This is a genomic window from Rathayibacter sp. AY1H3 (assembly GCF_002932015.1).
In genome coordinates this window covers 1-16863 of record NZ_PSUU01000014.1, presented here as the reverse complement: position 1 = coordinate 16863, position 16863 = coordinate 1, and the positions used below count along the sequence as shown (strand labels likewise).

Here is a 16863-nt window from a genome sequence, read left to right as displayed (position 1 = left end):
GGCGGCCCCGCGCCCGCGCCCCGCGCCGGCCCGCGCAGGACCCCCGCCTACGATGGGTCGGGATGTCCCCCGAATCCGCGCTCGCCGCCCCGACCCGCGCGTCCCCGGGCGCCCGGCGGTCGCGGCGCGGGCCGCTCCTCGGGCTCGCCCTGGTCGCCGTCCTCGTGGCGACGCGCCTGCTCGCCCCGGACGCGGCGGGCGACGCCCTCTCGGACGCGGTGCGCGACTTCCTCACCCTCTCGATCAGCGTCGTCATCGAATCGCTGCCGTTCGTGTTCCTCGGCATCGTCCTCTCGATCGCGGTGCAGCTGTGGGTGCCCGAGGCCGTGCTGCTGAGGGTCCTGCCGAAGCGGGCGCTCCCGCGGCGGCTCGTGATCTCGCTGCTCGGCGTGCTCCTCCCGGTCTGCGAGTGCGGCAACGTGCCGCTCGCGCGCGGGCTGATCGTCAAGGGCCTCTCGGTATCGGAGTCGATGACGTTCCTCCTCGCCGCGCCGATCGTGAATCCGATCACCATCGTCACGACCTACCAGGCCTTCGGCTGGGCCGACGGGATCCTCGTCTGGCGCATCGTCGGCGGCTTCGCGATCGCGAACCTCGTCGGCTGGATCTTCAGCCGCCACTCCGAGCCGATGAGCCTGCTCACCGACCGCTTCCGCGCGACCTGCGAGGCGGGCGAGCGGCCCTCCCGCTCCCTCCGCGACCGCTCCCGGCGCAGCGTGCTCCTGTTCGCCGAGGAGACCGGGGCGATGATGCCGGCGCTGTTCGTCGGCGCCGCCATCGCGGGGTTGATCCAGGTCGGCGTCTCGCGCGACGTGCTGACCACGCTCGGCGGCGACCCGCTCTGGTCGGTGCTGGCGCTGATGGTCCTCGCGTTCGTCATCTCGATCTGCTCGAACGTCGACGCGTTCTTCGTGCTCTCGTTCGGCTCCACGTTCCTGCCGGGAGGCATCATCGCGTTCCTCGTCTTCGGCCCGATGATCGACGTCAAGATGCTCGCGCTGCTGCGCACCACGTTCTCGGCCGCGACGCTGGTGCGCGTCACCGTGCTGGTCGCCCTCGCCGCCGCCGTGCTGGGACTGGCGGTGAACTATGCGCTCTGAGCGCCTCCTCGCCCGCTGGAAGGGCGTCGTCCTCAGCCTGATCGGCGTCGTCTCGACCCTGTGGCTCGCGGCGACCGGCCGGCTCGGCCTCTACATCCACCCCCGCTACTTCGAGTTCTCGGTGGTGCTCGCCGTGATCGCCGGAGTGCTGCTCATCGCGGCGTTCGCGGTGGTGCCGGGAGCGGAGGAGGACGCCCACGCGCACGAGGACGACGTCGAGCACCCTCACGCCCCCGCACCCGCCCGGCCCTGGCGCCGGGTGGTCGCGGTCGCGGCCGGAGTCGCGGTGATCGCCTCCGCCGCCGTCGCCCTGCTCGTGCTCCCGCCGGCCGCCCTCACCGCCTCGACCGCGACGCAGCGCGAGGTCAACACCAGCGCCGTCGACGCCTCCGTGACCGCCGCTGCGCCCACCGGCGACACGGCCTCCTTCAGCGTGCGCGACTGGGCGACCCTGCTGCGTCAGGGCGCGAGCGAGCAGTTCCTCGCCGGCCGCACGGCGACGGTGAGCGGATTCGTGACCCCCGACGCCTCCGACCCCGAGAACGTCTTCTACATCGCCCGCTTCGTCGTCACCTGCTGCGCGGTGGACGCGCAGCCGGTGGGAGTGCCGGTCTACCAGGCCGGCTGGGCCGACACCTGGTCGGAGGGGCAGTGGCTGGAGGCGAGCGGCGGCTTCGGCGCGAACCCGAGCGTCACCAGCGCCGAGGCGGTCGTGCTGGAGCCGGAGGCGCTCACTCCGATCGACGAGCCGGCGATGCCGTATGTCTACTGAGCGCGACGCGAATCCTGAGCGCGGCGCGTCTCCGGAGGACGGCGCGTCTCTCGAGCCCGGCGCGTCTCCCGGCGGCGGCACGTCGGCGCAGAGCGGGCGACGGTCCGATGGCGGCGCGCGGCGGGCTCCCGGCCTCGACTCCGCAGGCGCCTCCCGCTTCCCCCGCCTGTTCTGGGCGGTCGTCGCGGTGCTCGTCCTCGCGGTCGGAGGCCTGACCGCCGCCACCGTCGCGAAGGGGCCCCGGGTCGCCTCCCTCGAGGTCAGCACCGACGGCGTGGTCGAGCGCGACGGCTCCCGAGCCCGCCTGCACCTCGACCAGGCGCTCGAGCCCGACGCGCTCGACCGTGTCCGCGTCGCTCCGGACGCCCCGCACACCACCGAGCTCGACGGCGGCGTGCTCACCGTCACCTTCACCGACACCCTCCGCTACGCCACCCGCTACGAGATCGGGATCGACGACGCCCGCAGCGCCGCGACAGGCTCGGCCGCCGACGTCTCCGCCTCCTTCACCACGAAGGACCCCGACCTCTTCACCCTCGATCGCACCGCCGACGACCCCTCGCAGCCCGACGCCGTCCGCGTCCGCCCGCTCTCCGGAGGCGACGCCCGGGTCCTCGTCACGGCCGACCGGATCCAGGACTACGCCGTCGTCGGCCCGGTGCTGGTCGTCGTGACCATCGAGCCGGACGACACGAACCTCCTCCGCACGGTCACGCTCGACACCGGCTCCGAGGGCGTGATCCCGCTCCCCGGCCCCGGGACCGTGCGCGAGCTGCACTCCTCGCCCGAGAAGGGCGTGCTCGGCTGGACCTTCACCGGGCAGGCGCCGTCGGGCCCGCTCGACCGCGCCCTCTACTCCTACGACCTCACCGACCAGAAGGCCGAGGCGGTCCCCGTGCTCGGGATCGACGGCGGGCCGCTGCGGGCGCGCGACTGGATGTTCGTGCCCGGCACCACCTCGGTCGTCACCCACTCGCTCGACGACACTGTGCTCCTGCTCGACCTGCTGACGCCCGGGTCGATCAGCCCGCTCGGGCAGCACGCGGAGCTGCGCGGATTCGTGCCCGGCGCGAACCGGCTCGTGGTCGCCGATCCGGAGTCGGGCTCGCTGATCGACCTGGCCGACGGCTCGGTCGAAACGCTCGCCCTCCCGCCGGCCGACGTGAGCGCGACCGCGACGCCCGTGCAGATCCTGCTCCTCGACTCCGGGAGCTACGTCGAGCTCGAGGCCGAGTACGCGCCGGAGACGGGGGCGACCCAGTACTCCGTCGTCCGCGTCGACGCGTCCGGCACCGCGGAGGTGTTCCGCACCTCGCCGACGGGGCGCATCCGCGGCGTCTGCCTCTCGCCGAACGGGCAGTACCTCGCCGTCGAGACCGTCTCGGTGGAGGGCCGGCCGGACGACTACCCGGGCGAGCCGGGCTTCAGCGCGACCTCGACCGTGCTCGTCGACCTCGGCACCGGCGACACCGCGCGCAGCGTCAACGGGCGCTCGCGCGACTGGTGCGCGTAGGGGGCCGGGCCGACGACCGGCTCGTCCACCTGACTGATTGCTGGCGGCTCGGAAGTACCGGATCGTTCAGCAGATCATCGAGAACGACCAGCGCGCCGAGCTGAGCGTCGCGGACCGCACCGCCGCGTGGGCGCAGCTCGCGTTCGAGGGCGTGTCCGCCGCAGCGATCGCCAAGCGCACCGGCACCAAGACCGACGCGGTGAAAAAGGGCCTTGCGGTCGCGGAGTCCGGCTCGCACCGGTCCCCGCCCCTCCTCTTCTCCCACTGCTGCACAGGAAGGCCTGACCATGACCACCACGACCACCGCACCCCGCCCCGCCCACCGCTTCGACCCGTACCAGGAGTGATCGACCTCGAAATCGGATCGCTTTCCACGGCTGGGGGACCGACGACGAGAACGACGACCACCCTCGACGCTATCGACTGCGCCGACGGCCCACACGAGATCGATCCCGCGTCGCTCGGTGAGAAGCCGATTTCGAGTGTCGACGCCACCCCATCGGACGCGGACAACGACACCGTCTGGGTCCTCACAGTGCGCGGAGACCGGGATCCCTCCTGACATCGGCGGGACTTCTCGACGCGCTCGGCCGGTGTCGTCCTCAAGCGCGTCTCGGCTCTGCTGTCCAGTACGGAAATCGTCCTACGGCCGGCCGAGTTCAGCTAGTCGACGGTCATAGCGGGCCAGTTCGGCACGCATCTGCTCGATCGACCTCGGCGTGAAACGCCTCACCTGCATGTCGAGGATCGCATCGGCCACGACGTCGCTGGTCCCGAATGCTGCGGCAACGGCCGCCCTCTCGTCGTCGCGACCTCCCGAGACGCTCGCGCACACCCGGAACAGCTTCTCGGGGTTCTCGATGGCTCTGATGCAGGCGTTGATGATCTCGGTACTCATCACGAGATTCTGACGTTCGCTGTCGTCGTCCATGCGGTCACCGTACCGGCCGAAGCGACCTGCCTCCGGGCGGCGACGGCCTCGCGGCGGGGCGGACGTTCTCGGCGCTCCAGTCGGTCGGGTCGTCGCGGGGATCGCGAGGCCGGGCTTCATGGCGACGACGATGTCCGCGTTCTCGAGGTCCTCCACTGTGACGGCGCGGGGGGTGCGGTCGCTGATGTCGAGACCGAGCTCCGCGACGGTCGCGGCAATCGCGGGGTTCACTGTGTCTGCGGGGGACAGCCCGGCGGTGGTGGCGGTGTAGCGGTCGCCGGCGAGTACTTCGAACACGCCGGCCGCTCCCAACTCGGCGCCCGCGGTCAGCCGAAGCACCAGCATCGCCTGCACGATCCACCTCACCCGGAAAGGGGACTTAGTTAGACCGTCTAGAAAATCTAGGCTGTGACCGCTCGATCGGCGATCCCTGGCTGCTGGTCGTTCGAGGTTGTCGCGCGTTCGGCCAACCGGCAGCGAGGGGTGCACCGACCCGAACGGTTGCACCCCTCGCTGTAATTGTGAAGCCACCAGAGCCCGTTGACGAGAGGGCCCGGAGGCGCCGAGACATTTTCGAGGGTCGATGCCGGTGAGGGTCAGGCGAAAGCGCTGCCCGCCAGCGGATGCGCGAGCAGGATCCCCGCGATGAGGACGAGTGCGGCGCTCGGCAGCACGAACTCGACGGGGCGTTTTCCGTGGCGGCTCAGCGCGGAGGGCGCCAGATGGATGAGCACGCCGACCGTGAGCAGGGCGGCGCACGTGAGAAGACCCCATCCGCCGATGAAGAGCAGACTGACTCCCGGGCCACCCGACTCGGGGATCCCGTACCAGACGGCGTCCGCGATCCAGAGTGTCGCGGCGGCGACGCCGGTTGACGCGAGAGCGACCCAGGACACAACGGAGCTAGAGCCGGTCGAGGTCGATCTCCGGGTGTCCACCTGCCGAACGCTAGGGCAGCCGACGGCGCTGGACAACGAAGCCGGAATGAACAAGAGGTGGACGTGAATCCTCCGGCGACGGACGGCCGTGCCCCTTCAAGGAGTTGCCGGTGGACTCCCGAGCGCAGCGTCGTCGTGTCTCGTTGCCCTGCGGTCGGGGATCGAGGAGCGGGGAGGGGGAGGCGCCGGCTGGTGGACCGACAGGTCGGCTTCGCTTGCAGTTCCCGCAGCGGAGGATCGCCATGCTCACCGGCGGTGCCGACTCGCTGCCCGTGAGGGGAGCTCTCGCTGAGCTGGCGGATGAGCCGATCGGCGATCGGGTTCAGCCGGTGAGCCGGCGGACCTGTTCAGCGGAGAGCTGGCGGTCGGCGAAGAGCACGACTCGTGCGGTCGGGTCTGGGCTGTGCGCGTCCGGACCCTCCCATCTGAGCGCGAGGCCGAGTCGCTCGATGGTGCGGCGGGAGCGTGCGTTGCGTTCTGCGACGACCGCGGTGACGGGCAGCTCCGGTCGGAGGCGGTGGGCGAGTTCGATGCCGGCGAGGGCGACCTCCTGCGCGTAGCCCTTGCTCCAGTGGTCGGGGTGGAGGGTGAACGCCACATTCCAGGCTGCATCGGAGAGCAGAGTGCATCCACCCATTCCGATCAGATCACGGCTGTCGATGGGGGAGTCGCGCCGGCGGATCACCCAGCTGCTGAGTCCGTCCCGTGTCCACTGGGTCCTTCGATACGCGATCACGGCCCGGGTCTGATCGGCGGAGAGATGGAGGAGGAGCGGATCCTCTTCCGCGATCCGCGGATCGGTGTAGAGGCGGAACAGCTCGTCCAGGTCGGTCTCGGCGGGCCGGCACAGTCGGAGCCGGTCGGTGAGCACGTCGAGGTCCCGTGGGGCACAGGCCTGTCCGTCGCTCACGCTCATGGGATGAGGTTGCCATGACCCGACCGCTCGACCAGCGTTGAGTGCGCATGTGATCCGGTCGCGCGAGGTGGCCCGTACGGGGATCGGTGGCCGGAGGTCCTCAGTTGCTGACGTGAGTCAGAGTCCGCGCGTACTCGATCATCGGATGACCACCGAGCGGATGCGGCGCGGGATCCCCGTGAGGCTCGAAGCCGGACGCCTTGTAAAACCCTTCCGCCCGATCGTTTCCGGCGCGGACGTGCAGCTTCAGGACGAGGTAGCCGAGCTGAGAGGCGGACTGGACCGCGTCGTCGAGCAGTGTCCGGCCGAGCCCGCGCCCTGTCTCGCTCGGTGCGACGGCGAGCAGTTCGAGCAGCGCACTGTGTCGGCCCGGACCATCGCCCGTGTCGACGGTGAGAGCGAACCCGAGGGGATCCGAGCCGATGACGGCGAACCGAACGAGAGGCCGGTGGAACTTCGCTCGAGCCCTCTCGGCGACCGCGTCGTCCTGACTGCATCCGTCTCGTGCTCTGAGTGCCTCCAGCCAGAGGTCGATGCAGGGCCCGCGATCGTCAGGCGAACCGGCTCGGATCTTCATGCGCTGAGGCTATCGAGGCAGCCATCGGACATGTTCCGAATCCGAGTCGCGTCCTCGTTGTGGACGCCGGCTCGCCGGCTGACGCTGGACAGCAGCTCGCCGAGGCGTGGTCGTGTCACCGAACGAGACGTCGGGCGAAGGACCGGCACATGCTCCGAGGGGCGGGCGTGCGCGAGGAGCGATTCGTACAGTGGAGGTATGAGTGTGATGAAGGAGACGGGTACCGCGCGGCGGAGCGGACGAGGGTGGACGCGGGCTGCGTTCGTGCTGGGCGTTCTCGCCGTCGTGTCCTACGCCGTCGGATACCTGGCGGTGGCCCACCTGTGGGTGGGCGATCCCCTGGTCATCGGAGTCGCGACCACGCTGCAGTACCTTCTCCCGCTGGCCGGCGTCCTCGTCGGTCATCAGGCGCGACGACACGTCGGTCCTCGCTGGGAGTCGACGGTGGGACTCGTGCTCTCCTACCTCTTCCTGGCCTTTGCCGTGGTGCCGGTCGTCATCGGCTTGGCCGGACTGCTGCTGGCACGCTGATCGATCGACGACCCGGATCATTCAGCGGTTCACGCGATTCACGGCCGTCTGAACGATCGGCAGCTTCTTCGCACGAAGGGTGGCGGCGAGGAGCCAGCCGAGGAGGGAAGCGATTCCTGCCGTGACTGCGTATTCCGTGATGAGGCCCGCGGAGGAGGGCCAGGTCGCGTTTCCCGACGCGAGTACCAGTGCGGTGGAGGCGGCGGCGCCGATCACGAGTCCCAGACCCAGGAACGCGGCCGCCCGCCCGACGCGCGGGGTGCGGCGTGTCCGCCGGTCGAGCCAGAGACTCGAGGGAAGCCATAGGAGTGCGCCCGCGACAGTGAACGCAGCTGCCGTGCCCGCGATGAGCCCTGCTGCGGACCCGCCAGATACATCCCAGCTGCCCACAGTTCGCAGCAGCGCAAGGACCGCAACGGCAGGCCACGCCAGAATGCCCCATGCCAGTTCTCGTGCATCCATGAGCATCATGGTCCGGCACGTCGGTGAACACGCCATGAATCAGAACGTTCAGCACTCCACGATCATGTGTTCCGTAAGGGGATGGTTGAGCGGGCCATCTTCGTCGTCCGCGTGGACTCATCCCTCCACAGGACCGGGGCACGTCTCGGGGCTGAAATCGGAGGTTGCGGTGGTTGCGTCCGGGCAGAGGCCGGTGGTCCAACCGTGATCATCCGCGTAGGAGTTGTATTCGTTTGTCAGAGAGAAGACGATCCCTGCGTTCCAGGGTGCCGTGTAGGCGAAAGAGACGACGGGATCCCCTTCATCCGTGAGAGAACTCCAGGCGAGCTCCGCCTCCTCGCCCGCTGCTGCTGCCGTGTCGAGGCATGCGACCGCGTTGATGGGCACGAGCTCGGTTTGATCAAGCACGAACTCTCCGCAGGTGCCGGCAGCGTTGCCTTCCTGCACGATCAGCGGCGCGTCGCGCAACGCGCGAGCTGCCCGGATCGGATCACCCTCCGGAGCTGGTGAACCTGAGCACGCGGCGAGCATCAGTGCGCCAGCAGCAATGAGCGCCGTAGCGGCGCAATGCCGTCCCGCCATTCCCTCGCCTGTTCGTTTCACGGCGCCACCGTACTCAAGACCGCGCCTTTGTCTACTTGCAACCGGCAGGCGGGGCCGGCACCGTCCCGTATCGGGATGGTTCACCGGGCCGATCTGGTGCCCGGCCGTGGAAGACTCGTTGGGCCGACGACAGCGGAGCGTGACGCCAGTGACTTCAGTAGTGAGCCTCATCCGCTCCAACAGCCTCTCCGGCGCAGCGCAGTATGCGTACGCCGCGACAGTTCCCGCCGGCTCGCGCATGATCTTCCTCGCCGGAGATGTTGCACTGGACGCGGTAGATCCCCTGCCCCGGAGTTGCCGTCACTTCGTCCCTAGTCTTTTCCTATGAACGCATCGAGCTCATTGCCCTCTCTTGACGGTTACCGCTTCGCGGCTGTCCGCGACACAGTCGGCGGCGAAGTAGGACCTGAGACTGTCTTCGACTACCACGAAGCGGACGGCGAGGTGTGGGCCACCTACGCCGGCGGCGCAGTCCGGCGGGGATTCCTTGTCGGCACTCGAACCGGTGACACGGTGGCGTTCCGCTACTGCCAGCTCAACGAGGACGGCGAGACCTCGACGGGATCCTGCGTCTCCGAGATTGTTCTCGACCCAACTGGGCTGCTTCGAATGAAGGAGACGTGGGCCTGGGAATCAAAACCCGGTAATGGCACCAGCGAAGTCACGGAGATCATCGTCCCTCGCCTAGCATCGGTCGTCACAGAACCCCGAACCCGACCCTTTCACGAGTCGTAGAATGAGTGACAAGTTATAGGACAACACTGCTCGGCGCGCCGCGTTTGTGGAGTTGATCGCTAAGTGGCGGCGTCTCTTGATCGTTGCGTGGCGCTAGTTGCCGATGACGAGGATGCTGGCAGCGGCTTCGATGACGTCGTCGGTAATGGTTTCGAGGTCGTTGATCTTGAGCACGCGGGCTATCTGCGGAAAGAGTCGTTCGAGTAGGCGGAAGTTGCCGCGGGTGATGCGTTCGATGGAGGCGATGGCTTGGGCGTCGGTGAAGTCGTCGGGGTCGAGGGTGCGGCCGAGGCGCTTCCAGTGGCGGTCGAGGACGAAGAGGAGTTCGTCGCGACCGAGGGCGCGGTAATGGTGGGAGAAGCCGAGGCGGCTGTAGAGCTGCGGGTAGTGGCGGAAGCGTTGGTCGATGCCGGGCATGCCGATCAGAATTATGGAGAGGTGTTCGCGGTCGTGTCGGTCGCGGAGCAGCTCGAGTGCGGTGGGTGTGAGTCGTTCGGCTTCGTCGATGATGAGTAGCTCGACGAGGTGAGCCACTGGTCGTGCTTTGAAAGGCGGGTCAGGTTCGAGGGAGCGCAGATGTTCGTCGGCGCAGAGGCCGACTTTGATTTGCCAATGGTCGATGTCGTGCATGAGGTCTTTGGGTCGGCAGAGTACTTCGGGTGTGTAGAACACGGTGCGGGATCGGTTGGCGAGGGCGTAGTGCTTGGCGTCGTGATCTCCTCGCGGGCCCCATTCGTTGATGTAGGGCTCGAGAGCGTCCCAGTTCGCACAGCGGCGGGCGGAGTTGGTCTTGCCGACACCAGCATCACCGTGACAGATGCCGATGGTTCGTTCCTTGCGGACGGCGTTGGCGAACTCGGTGAAGCGTCGGTGCTCTTTGGTCACGATGAAGGCCTGGTTCATCACTCGTCCTCTTCATAGGTGCGTAGCCGACGCCGATGGGGAACGGGCGCGACGCTGTGCGGCTCCTCCCGGACGGTGGCGGTGGGAATGCGGTCGTTGATGACGTGCCGGAGTTGTCGTCGGCGGGCGCGGCGGGCGGCTTCGATGTCGCGGAGGCTGAGTCGGAGGTTGGGGTGAGCTTCGTCGACGGCAACACAGACGAAGGTGTCGCGGTCGTAGATCCGGATCTCTGAGACGTCACGTGGGTCATATCGAATCGTGACGGTGTGCCCGACGAAGGGTGCGAGCGTCGGGGCGAGGTAGCGCTGGCCCTGGAAGTGAACGCCATCGCGCTGCACGACGCGATTCTTCGGAACAGTGAGAAGAAGCCCATCGAGCTGTTCGAGGCCGTCAGGCATACGCGGGAGCCAGCCGTCAGGAACCCATGCGTCTCGCGGAGAGGCTTCGAGCTCGCGATGCGGGCGCTCGTTGTAGGTCCTGACGAAGGCGCCGATCGCCTGGTCGAGGGCCGCCAGATCAAGTACTGGGTGGGGGCTTCTGCTGCCGGGCCCGAGGTGCCCCGGGAGGGTAGCGAGGAGTTCGGTGTTGATGGTGCGGAAGAAGCGTTCGATCTTGCCGCGGCCCTGGGGTCTGCCGACGATGGAATGGATGATGCGGATGCGCAGCTCGATGGCGGTGCGCTCGAGGTGGTGGCTGGTGAAGTCGGAGCCGTGGTCGACGTGGAGAACGTCAGGTATCCCGCACATAGCCCACGTCGGGTCGGGCTTTCTCCAGATCGCCTGACGGAGAGCAAGTGCTGTGTTCATCGCGGACGGTGCCCCGGCGAAGACGATGTAGCCGCAGATCGCGCGCGAATAGTCGTCCATCACGATCGTCAGCCACGGCCGATCGCGCGCCCCCGGTGCCCATGATGAGGATGTCGAGTTCGGTGTGATCCGCCTGCCACATGTGGTTGGGACGTTCGGCGCGTCGGCGAAACACCAGCTCGTGCTTGTCTCGATAGGCGGCCGGTCTTTCCAACGCGAGTGTTACGAGCGCCGGGTCTAGAGCTTGCACGATTTCCCTGACGGTGGCGTAGCTCGGCGCCGACAGGCCATGATGATCTGCTTCAGCGCTTGCTAGGCGGTGCAGCGTGGTCAGCGCTGGTCGCGGCCTGCTCAAAGCCAGTCGTTCGATGAACGCCACGAGCTCAGGCGGCGTTCGACGTACACCAGCGTCCGATCGCTGGTGCGGATCGAGAGCAGTGACGCCGCTTTCTCGGTAGAGCTGATGCCAGCGCTGTAGTGTGCGGAGGCCGATGCCGATGTCTCGTGCGAGGGCGGCGAGGGGTATCTGATCTTCGACGTGAAGTCGGAGAATTCGCCACCGCTCGTCACCGTCCATGGCATTTGCTACATGGCGGTGCTCTCGCGGCCGGCGAGGGCTTGCTGGTGACGGTAGAGGGTGGCGCGACTCCAGCCAACGAGTCGTGCTGCGTCTTCGGCGGTGCGGCCCTTCGCTCGAGCATCGGAGGCGATGGCGAGCTTGTCGGCGATTACTGCAGGATCGGACAGTGGGCGGCCGAAGCGTGTGCCGTTCTGCCGCGCCGCTGCGATCCCCGCATTCACCCGCTCGACGATCAGTTCGCGCTCGTACTCGGCGAGGGTGGCCAGCATGTTGAGCATCAGCCGGCCCGTCGACGTCGCCGGATCGATGCCATCAGAGATAGACCGGACGTGGATGCCGCGGTCACGCAGCAGGTTCACCGTGTTCAGGACGTCCATCAAGGAGCGGCCAAGCCGATCAACTCGCCACACGACCACGGTGTCACCGGACTCTGCATGCTCGAGGAGCTTCTTCATCCCTCGGCGCTCGATCGCGGTCTTGCTCCCGGAGGTGACATCAGCGAACACGTCGCGCTTTTGAACGCCGACAGCCACCAGCGCGTCGAGCTGCAACTGCGCATCCTGACTCGATGTGCTCACGCGGGTGTATCCAAGAAGTCTCACTCGACCAGTGTGACTCACAAACTCCTCGCAATCATGACCCTGAGACGGTTTCTGTTGAGACGCATTTTCGAGACATCTGCGACCTCGGAATCGCGCGGACCCGACACCGCGACAGCGATGCCGACCGGGCGTCTCAGAAAGCTGTTGTTTTCCGAGATGCAGTTGATGTTGCAGGTACGGTGTCTCCGTGCCGAATAGTTTCGCTCCCGTGGACCCCGTCGCGCTCACGCAGTCTTTGATCCGATGTGCTTCGGTCACTCCGAGCGACGACGGAGCCCTCGATGTCGTGGCAGGCGTACTTGAGAGCCTTGGCTTCATCGTTCATCGGCTGGACTTCGATGGCACCCCGAATCTCTACGCCCGCCGAGGAATCGACGGACCGCACCTGTGCTTCGCCGGTCACACCGATGTCGTTCCCCCAGGCTCTAACGAGTGGAGCTCCGACCCCTTCGATGCGACACTCCGCGACGGGACGATCATCGGTCGAGGTGCCAGCGATATGAAGGGCGCCATCGCCGCTTTCCTCGCAGCGGTCTCGCAGACGCAGCCCGAAGTGCTCGACCTTGGGTCGGTCAGCCTCCTGATCACCGGAGACGAAGAGGGGCCGGCCACGGGTGGCACCGTGCGTGTGCTCGAGTGGCTCGCCGATCGCGGCGACATGCCGGACTTCACCCTTGTCGGCGAAGCGACGAACCCGGAGCGGATCGGCGACGTGATCAAGATCGGACGGCGCGGAAGCCTTAACGCCAACCTGACGGTGCGCGGGTTCCAGGGGCACGTTGCCTACCCCCACCTCGTCGACAACCCGGTGCACCGCCTCATCCGCGTTCTCAACCGACTCGCCACAACACCACTCGACGAGGGGTCCGAGTGCTTCGAGCCGTCGAGTCTCCAGATCACCACGATCGACGTCGGCAATGCGGCGAACAACATGGTGCCCGCCGAAGCAACCGCGCATCTGAACATTCGCTTTAACGACCTTCATTCAGCCGAGAGCCTCGAGGGCTTGATCCGCCGGGCGGCAGAAGAGTTCGCAACCGACTTCACCCTCTTAGTCGAGGTAAGTGGCGACCCCTTCATCACTGCTGGATCGAGCCACGTCGCGCTGTTATCCGAGGCGGTAACATCCGTGACCGGGCGAACTCCCTCGTTGGATACCGGCGGAGGAACTTCCGATGCGCGATTCATCGCCCACTATGGCGAGGTCGCCGAATTCGGCCTCATCAGCAGCACAATCCATCAGATCGATGAACACGTCGTGGTAAGCGATCTGCACCAGCTCACAGTGATTTACTGCACGTTTCTCGCAAAATTCCTGACTCGCTGAAATCCTCGGTGATCCGACGCACGCGTAGCGCGACGTCAAGGAGCGATCAAAGACTGCCGCCACAAAGCGATCAACACCACACCGCGTTGACGCTGGCTTGTCACGTATTCGGCCGTATAAGTGACAGGAGCCAGCGGTGCTCGTCGGGTACATGCGCGTCTCGAAGACCGACGGGACGCAGACCACCGATCCGCAGCGCGACGCGCTGCTCGCGGCCGGCGTCGAGGATGCTCAGCTGTACTCCGACCTCGCATCCGGCCGGAAGGATGATCGCCCGGGCCTGCTGTCGTGCCTGAAAGCACTGCGCGAGGGCGACACGCTCGTGGTGTGGAAGCTCGACCGGCTCGGACGCGACCTGCACCACCTCGTGAACACGGTCCATGACCTCACCGCCCGCGGCATCGGGCTGAAAGTGCTCACGGGTCAGGGGGCGGCGATCGACACGACCACCGCGGCCGGCAAGCTGGTCTTCGGGATCTTCGGGATCTTCGCGGCCCTCGCCGAGTTCGAGCGCGAGCTCATCTCCGAACGAACCATCGCGGGCCTCGCGTCCGCTCGAGCACGGGGTCGGGTCGGCGGGCGCCCGTTCACCATGACGCCCGCCAAGGTGCGACTCGCAATGGCGTCGATGGGCAAGCCGGAAACGAACATCGGCGCTCTCTGCACAGAACTCGGCATCTCCCGCCAGACGTTCTACCGCCACGTCTCGCCCACGGGTGAGGTGCGACCAGACGGCCTCCGCGTCCTCGGGCGGAAGACCACCTAGACGCAGCTGGCCGACGTCGGCGTACGCTCCGAAAGACGGCTCCGGTAGTTGTGCAGACGACCTTGAAGATCTGTGCAGAGGACCTCGAGAACTGACAACCGCGAACGTCATCAGATCGTTGAAAGGTTGACTGATCAGCGTCCCGTTAAGGGATGGTCGACCGGACGGCCGGTAGGGGTCGTTCTCACATGCTCGTCCGCGCGGTCGACGTGAGGAACGGGGTGGTTAGTACCGGCGGATAGAGACGTTCTCACCGAGGCTCGTCCAGTCGAGGCCATCAGCGTCGTCCGGACCGGCGCCATCGGTGTGTATCTGAACGACCCATGCTCCGTTCAGCGACAACTCATCCCCGCAGCCGCTTCCGTCTTCGTTGTCGCCTTCTCCGTCCACGATCACGCACCGGCCTCCGGTCGTGATCTGCGACCCGATCCAGACGTCCAATCCGTCGGCTGAGCCGACGTAACGGATCGAGGCGGGGTCGTAGCCGTCTCCTACAGTGCCGACGTCGGGAAGAGCGTCTCGCTCGTCTTGTGCCCGCTTGAAATCGGAGTAGGCCTCGGTGTCGGGGCCGGAACACCCGGCCATGAGCGTCGTCGTGAGCGCCATCACTGCGGCTCCGGTCACCCACCTCAGGCGCGTTGTCGATTCCACCGCATCCCCCTGTGCCTCGTCAGCACAACGTACCGCGCTGCGAAGGAGAGGAGCGCTGGCACTGTAACGATGGGACTTCTTCCGAGTCTCGCACCCACGGGAGAGTCGATGGAGCGTTCCGTATGGGGATCGTTGAGCGGTCACCCGAACGCCGATCAGTAGACCGATGCACGCCGCATTGCTACGGCGAGACGATAGAACCCCTGAGAGTCACCGTCTGTCACCATTCGTCGCCCAGCTTGCGGAGACCGTTGTCTTCCGGCAGGGTCTGGCGCGAGTAGTCGTGCAGAACGTCGGGCGACGCAGTTTCGCGTCCGTCACGTTCAGCTTGGCGGGTGGCCGCGATGACGACGCATGTCACAGCCACGATCAACGCCGCAGCAGTCGTCAACGTCATCCATATCGGCTGAACGGTTGACCCATCCGAGCACAGCGGGTTCCAGAGGAACCCCTCTCCCGTCAGGCTGCCTCCGCCGCGGGTCCTGCACGTCTCGCTCGGGTCCCACATGTAAATGGAGGCTACGGCTCCCACGGCGGCTGCAAGCCCACCGAAAACCAAGGCGAGAACGATGGGCGTCGCTGCACTCGGTCGCGGGGGCTCTCCAACGTTCATCGGGACATCATGCACCGCGCTCCACCAGATTGATCAAGAGCCGGAACGTCAGGCCCGGTATCGAGTGGCCCGCGTGGAGGTCATCGCGCCGCGACGGTGAGGTTCAATTCTTCGCCGACGCGCAGAATTTCGTCGGAAGGGAAGCGGAACGGGTTGAGGTAGAACAGGTCATCGGCCGTCATGTCGAATCGTGCCGCGACGTCCTCTGCGAGGTCGTTGCGAGCGACCGTGTACGACGTCGGCATTCCGTCCGTCGATGTCGTTTCGCCACGCGCTGCTGCACGCGGCCCGGCGTCCTGGGCGACGAGATCACTGCGTTGAGGCTTCACGCTCCATTGGACGTCAGCGACAGCAATGATCCTCATCGAGCAGTCGGGGTCGTTCTGGGGCTTGGTGGTGATGACGAGCTGATCGATCGCTGTCGGGTCGCCGTGGAACTCTGCGAGGTTCCGCCAGGCCTTGTAGGGCTTCCCTGGCTCCGCATCCGCGAGACCCATTGGGAAAGCAATGTCGAAACAGGTGGCGCCCTCATCGATCGGGTCCAGCGCTGCCATGACCGCAACGGAACCTGAGGAAGATGCGGTCGCGGCGGGAATGTCGAGCTCGTCTGATGCCAGAGCCAGCCGGCCATCAGCCGCACTCAAACGGATGCTGCCGGCCGTCCCATCGCTCCCCGTGAACGTTGCCACGCCAAGGTCACCGGTCAGTGCGGCGTCGGAGCTGCTGTCTGTGGACACCGGAGGCGGAGCCGGCGGTTCAGGCTGTGGCGTGCATCCCGTGACGACGATCAGGCATGCTGCGATCGCGACCGTTTTTCGCGCCTTCGAGAATGTCCCCACTGGCTCAGGGTAAGCGACGTCCTCGCTCTTCCCTTGGTCGTGCGGTTGGGGCGACTGGATGGAGTGGTCGCGGTTCCCTCCGCTGAGGCCAGCTAGGGGCTACAGCGCCTTGCTAGGGTCCGGACTTATGGATGAGCCCCGAAAGCGCGGACACCCGCTCGTCGTCGCGGGAGCGACGATCGCGGCTGCAGCCGTCCTCTGCGCTTTCGTGTACTACGCCGGTCTGGCCGTCTTCCGGACCGAGGGGGACGTGCCGGCGGCCTCGGCCATCGACTTTCCGGCCGGAAGCGAGCTCGTCAGCGAGACCGTCGAGTGCGCCTCCGGTGGATGCTGGCGGCTGTTCTCGGTGCGCCCGCCCGACGCGATGACTCCCGAGCAGCTGTCGAGCGAGCTCGGAACGACGCCGCAAGCGCGCATCGCAGGAACGCTTTGGGACCCGCGCACCATCACGGTCAGTTCCGCCATCGAGGGACCTCTCCTGAAGGTGCGGGCCGATTACTGGTCCCAAGAGTTCATCCCGTAACCACGCGCGCGAAGCGCGGTGCACCGCCGGCGTGACACGGACCAAGGAACGGGCGCTGCATCCGTTCCGTATGGGGATGGTTCACCGGCACGCAGGGTTCTAGTTGTCCTTGACTCTGCGACCCGCGCCGCGCCCGTCTCCGCCGGCAATCCAGTCGTTGACCGCTCGAGCTACG

20 protein-coding genes and 1 pseudogene are annotated in these 16863 nt (G+C 66.9%); 9 read left to right on the top strand and 12 right to left on the bottom strand.

The features are described from left to right. Window positions 1-62 precede the first annotated feature (62 nt). The 4 genes from C5C33_RS07275 to C5C33_RS19120 are packed head-to-tail and all read left to right on the top strand — an operon-like array spanning window position 63 to window position 3947. Complete coding sequence (locus C5C33_RS07275; RefSeq protein WP_104260807.1) at window positions 63-1100, top strand: permease; 1038 nt, start codon at window positions 63-65, stop codon at window positions 1098-1100. After that, window positions 1090-1872 carry a TIGR03943 family putative permease subunit gene (locus tag C5C33_RS07270; protein WP_104260806.1) on the top strand — a complete coding sequence of 261 codons (783 nt, stop codon included), beginning with the start codon at window positions 1090-1092 and terminating at the stop codon, window positions 1870-1872. Before C5C33_RS07275 ends, C5C33_RS07270 begins: the two co-directional genes overlap by 11 nt. Further along, window positions 1862-3385 carry a hypothetical protein gene (locus C5C33_RS07265; RefSeq protein WP_104260805.1) on the top strand — a complete coding sequence of 508 codons (1524 nt, stop codon included), beginning with the start codon at window positions 1862-1864 and terminating at the stop codon, window positions 3383-3385. Before C5C33_RS07270 ends, C5C33_RS07265 begins: the two co-directional genes overlap by 11 nt. A 37-nt stretch (window positions 3386-3422) precedes the next feature. Continuing rightward, complete coding sequence (locus C5C33_RS19120; protein ID WP_104260804.1) at window positions 3423-3947, top strand: hypothetical protein; 525 nt, start codon at window positions 3423-3425, stop codon at window positions 3945-3947. A gap of 81 nt (window positions 3948-4028) precedes the next feature. Here the strand turns inward: C5C33_RS19120 and C5C33_RS07255 are convergent, their stop codons facing one another. The 4 genes from C5C33_RS07255 to C5C33_RS07240 all read right to left on the bottom strand — a co-directional run bounded on the left by C5C33_RS07255 (window position 4029) and on the right by C5C33_RS07240 (window position 6747). Beyond that, window positions 4029-4682 (bottom strand): low molecular weight phosphatase family protein, encoded by a 654-nt coding sequence (locus C5C33_RS07255; RefSeq protein WP_258060023.1) that lies wholly within the window; start codon window positions 4680-4682, stop codon window positions 4029-4031. Window positions 4683-4912: 230 nt separating this feature from the next. Next, entirely contained in the window at window positions 4913-5212 is a 300-nt protein-coding gene (locus C5C33_RS07250) for a hypothetical protein (protein ID WP_104223378.1), read from the bottom strand. A gap of 364 nt (window positions 5213-5576) precedes the next feature. Further along, complete coding sequence (locus C5C33_RS07245; protein ID WP_104234066.1) at window positions 5577-6170, bottom strand: GNAT family N-acetyltransferase; 594 nt, start codon at window positions 6168-6170, stop codon at window positions 5577-5579. Window positions 6171-6270: 100 nt separating this feature from the next. Beyond that, window positions 6271-6747, bottom strand: coding sequence for a GNAT family N-acetyltransferase (locus tag C5C33_RS07240; RefSeq protein ID WP_104260802.1), 477 nt, complete (start codon window positions 6745-6747; stop codon window positions 6271-6273). Window positions 6748-6945: 198 nt separating this feature from the next. Between C5C33_RS07240 and C5C33_RS07235 the strand changes: the two genes are divergently transcribed. Beyond that, the gene (locus C5C33_RS07235; protein ID WP_104226378.1) at window positions 6946-7278 is read left to right on the top strand and encodes a hypothetical protein; all 333 of its coding nucleotides are present in this window, start codon (window positions 6946-6948) and stop codon (window positions 7276-7278) included. A 21-nt stretch (window positions 7279-7299) separates the two neighbouring features. Here the strand turns inward: C5C33_RS07235 and C5C33_RS18220 are convergent, their stop codons facing one another. Both C5C33_RS18220 and C5C33_RS18215 read right to left on the bottom strand, forming a co-directional pair. Further along, the gene (locus C5C33_RS18220) at window positions 7300-7740 is read right to left on the bottom strand and encodes a hypothetical protein (protein WP_146085762.1); all 441 of its coding nucleotides are present in this window, start codon (window positions 7738-7740) and stop codon (window positions 7300-7302) included. A 117-nt stretch (window positions 7741-7857) separates the two neighbouring features. Beyond that, window positions 7858-8343, bottom strand: a complete 486-nt coding sequence (locus tag C5C33_RS18215; RefSeq protein WP_146085761.1) for a hypothetical protein — start codon at window positions 8341-8343, stop codon at window positions 7858-7860. 324 nt (window positions 8344-8667) lie between these two features. Between C5C33_RS18215 and C5C33_RS07220 the strand changes: the two genes are divergently transcribed. Next, window positions 8668-9078 carry a hypothetical protein gene (locus C5C33_RS07220; protein ID WP_104223373.1) on the top strand — a complete coding sequence of 137 codons (411 nt, stop codon included), beginning with the start codon at window positions 8668-8670 and terminating at the stop codon, window positions 9076-9078. Window positions 9079-9171: 93 nt separating this feature from the next. Here C5C33_RS07220 and C5C33_RS07215 read toward each other — a convergent pair whose 3' ends face one another. From C5C33_RS07215 to C5C33_RS07205, 3 genes and pseudogenes are all read right to left on the bottom strand, one after another. Beyond that, window positions 9172-9981: an AAA family ATPase gene (locus tag C5C33_RS07215; RefSeq protein WP_104260800.1), complete on the bottom strand. Its 810-nt coding sequence runs from the start codon at window positions 9979-9981 to the stop codon at window positions 9172-9174. Next, a pseudogene (locus tag C5C33_RS19220) lies at window positions 9981-11364 on the bottom strand (Mu transposase C-terminal domain-containing protein). Before C5C33_RS19220 ends, C5C33_RS07215 begins: the two are co-directional and overlap by 1 nt. 8 nt (window positions 11365-11372) lie before the next feature. Further along, a complete protein-coding gene (locus C5C33_RS07205) occupies window positions 11373-11969 on the bottom strand; it encodes a recombinase family protein (RefSeq protein ID WP_104223370.1) in 597 nt (198 codons plus the stop codon). Window positions 11970-12177: 208 nt separating this feature from the next. Here C5C33_RS07205 and dapE point away from each other — a divergent pair, with 208 nt between their 5' ends. Together dapE and C5C33_RS07195 are read left to right on the top strand one after the other, a co-directional pair. Then, entirely contained in the window at window positions 12178-13296 is a 1119-nt protein-coding gene (gene dapE / locus C5C33_RS07200; RefSeq protein ID WP_219814942.1) for a succinyl-diaminopimelate desuccinylase, read from the top strand. A gap of 136 nt (window positions 13297-13432) precedes the next feature. Continuing rightward, window positions 13433-14062: a recombinase family protein gene (locus tag C5C33_RS07195; RefSeq protein WP_104260798.1), complete on the top strand. Its 630-nt coding sequence runs from the start codon at window positions 13433-13435 to the stop codon at window positions 14060-14062. 225 nt (window positions 14063-14287) lie between these two features. On the opposite strand, the gene C5C33_RS07190 is transcribed toward C5C33_RS07195, so the two are convergent. The 3 genes from C5C33_RS07190 to C5C33_RS07180 form a co-directional block, all read right to left on the bottom strand. Beyond that, a complete protein-coding gene (locus C5C33_RS07190) occupies window positions 14288-14713 on the bottom strand; it encodes a hypothetical protein (RefSeq protein WP_146076643.1) in 426 nt (141 codons plus the stop codon). Between the two features lie 220 nt (window positions 14714-14933). Further along, window positions 14934-15110 carry a hypothetical protein gene (locus tag C5C33_RS18445; protein WP_181127903.1) on the bottom strand — a complete coding sequence of 59 codons (177 nt, stop codon included), beginning with the start codon at window positions 15108-15110 and terminating at the stop codon, window positions 14934-14936. 296 nt (window positions 15111-15406) lie between these two features. Further along, window positions 15407-16165, bottom strand: a complete 759-nt coding sequence (locus C5C33_RS07180) for a LysM domain-containing protein (RefSeq protein ID WP_146076640.1) — start codon at window positions 16163-16165, stop codon at window positions 15407-15409. 208 nt (window positions 16166-16373) lie between these two features. Between C5C33_RS07180 and C5C33_RS07175 the strand changes: the two genes are divergently transcribed. After that, window positions 16374-16688: a hypothetical protein gene (locus C5C33_RS07175; RefSeq protein WP_181136209.1), complete on the top strand. Its 315-nt coding sequence runs from the start codon at window positions 16374-16376 to the stop codon at window positions 16686-16688. Window positions 16689-16863 lie beyond the last annotated feature (175 nt).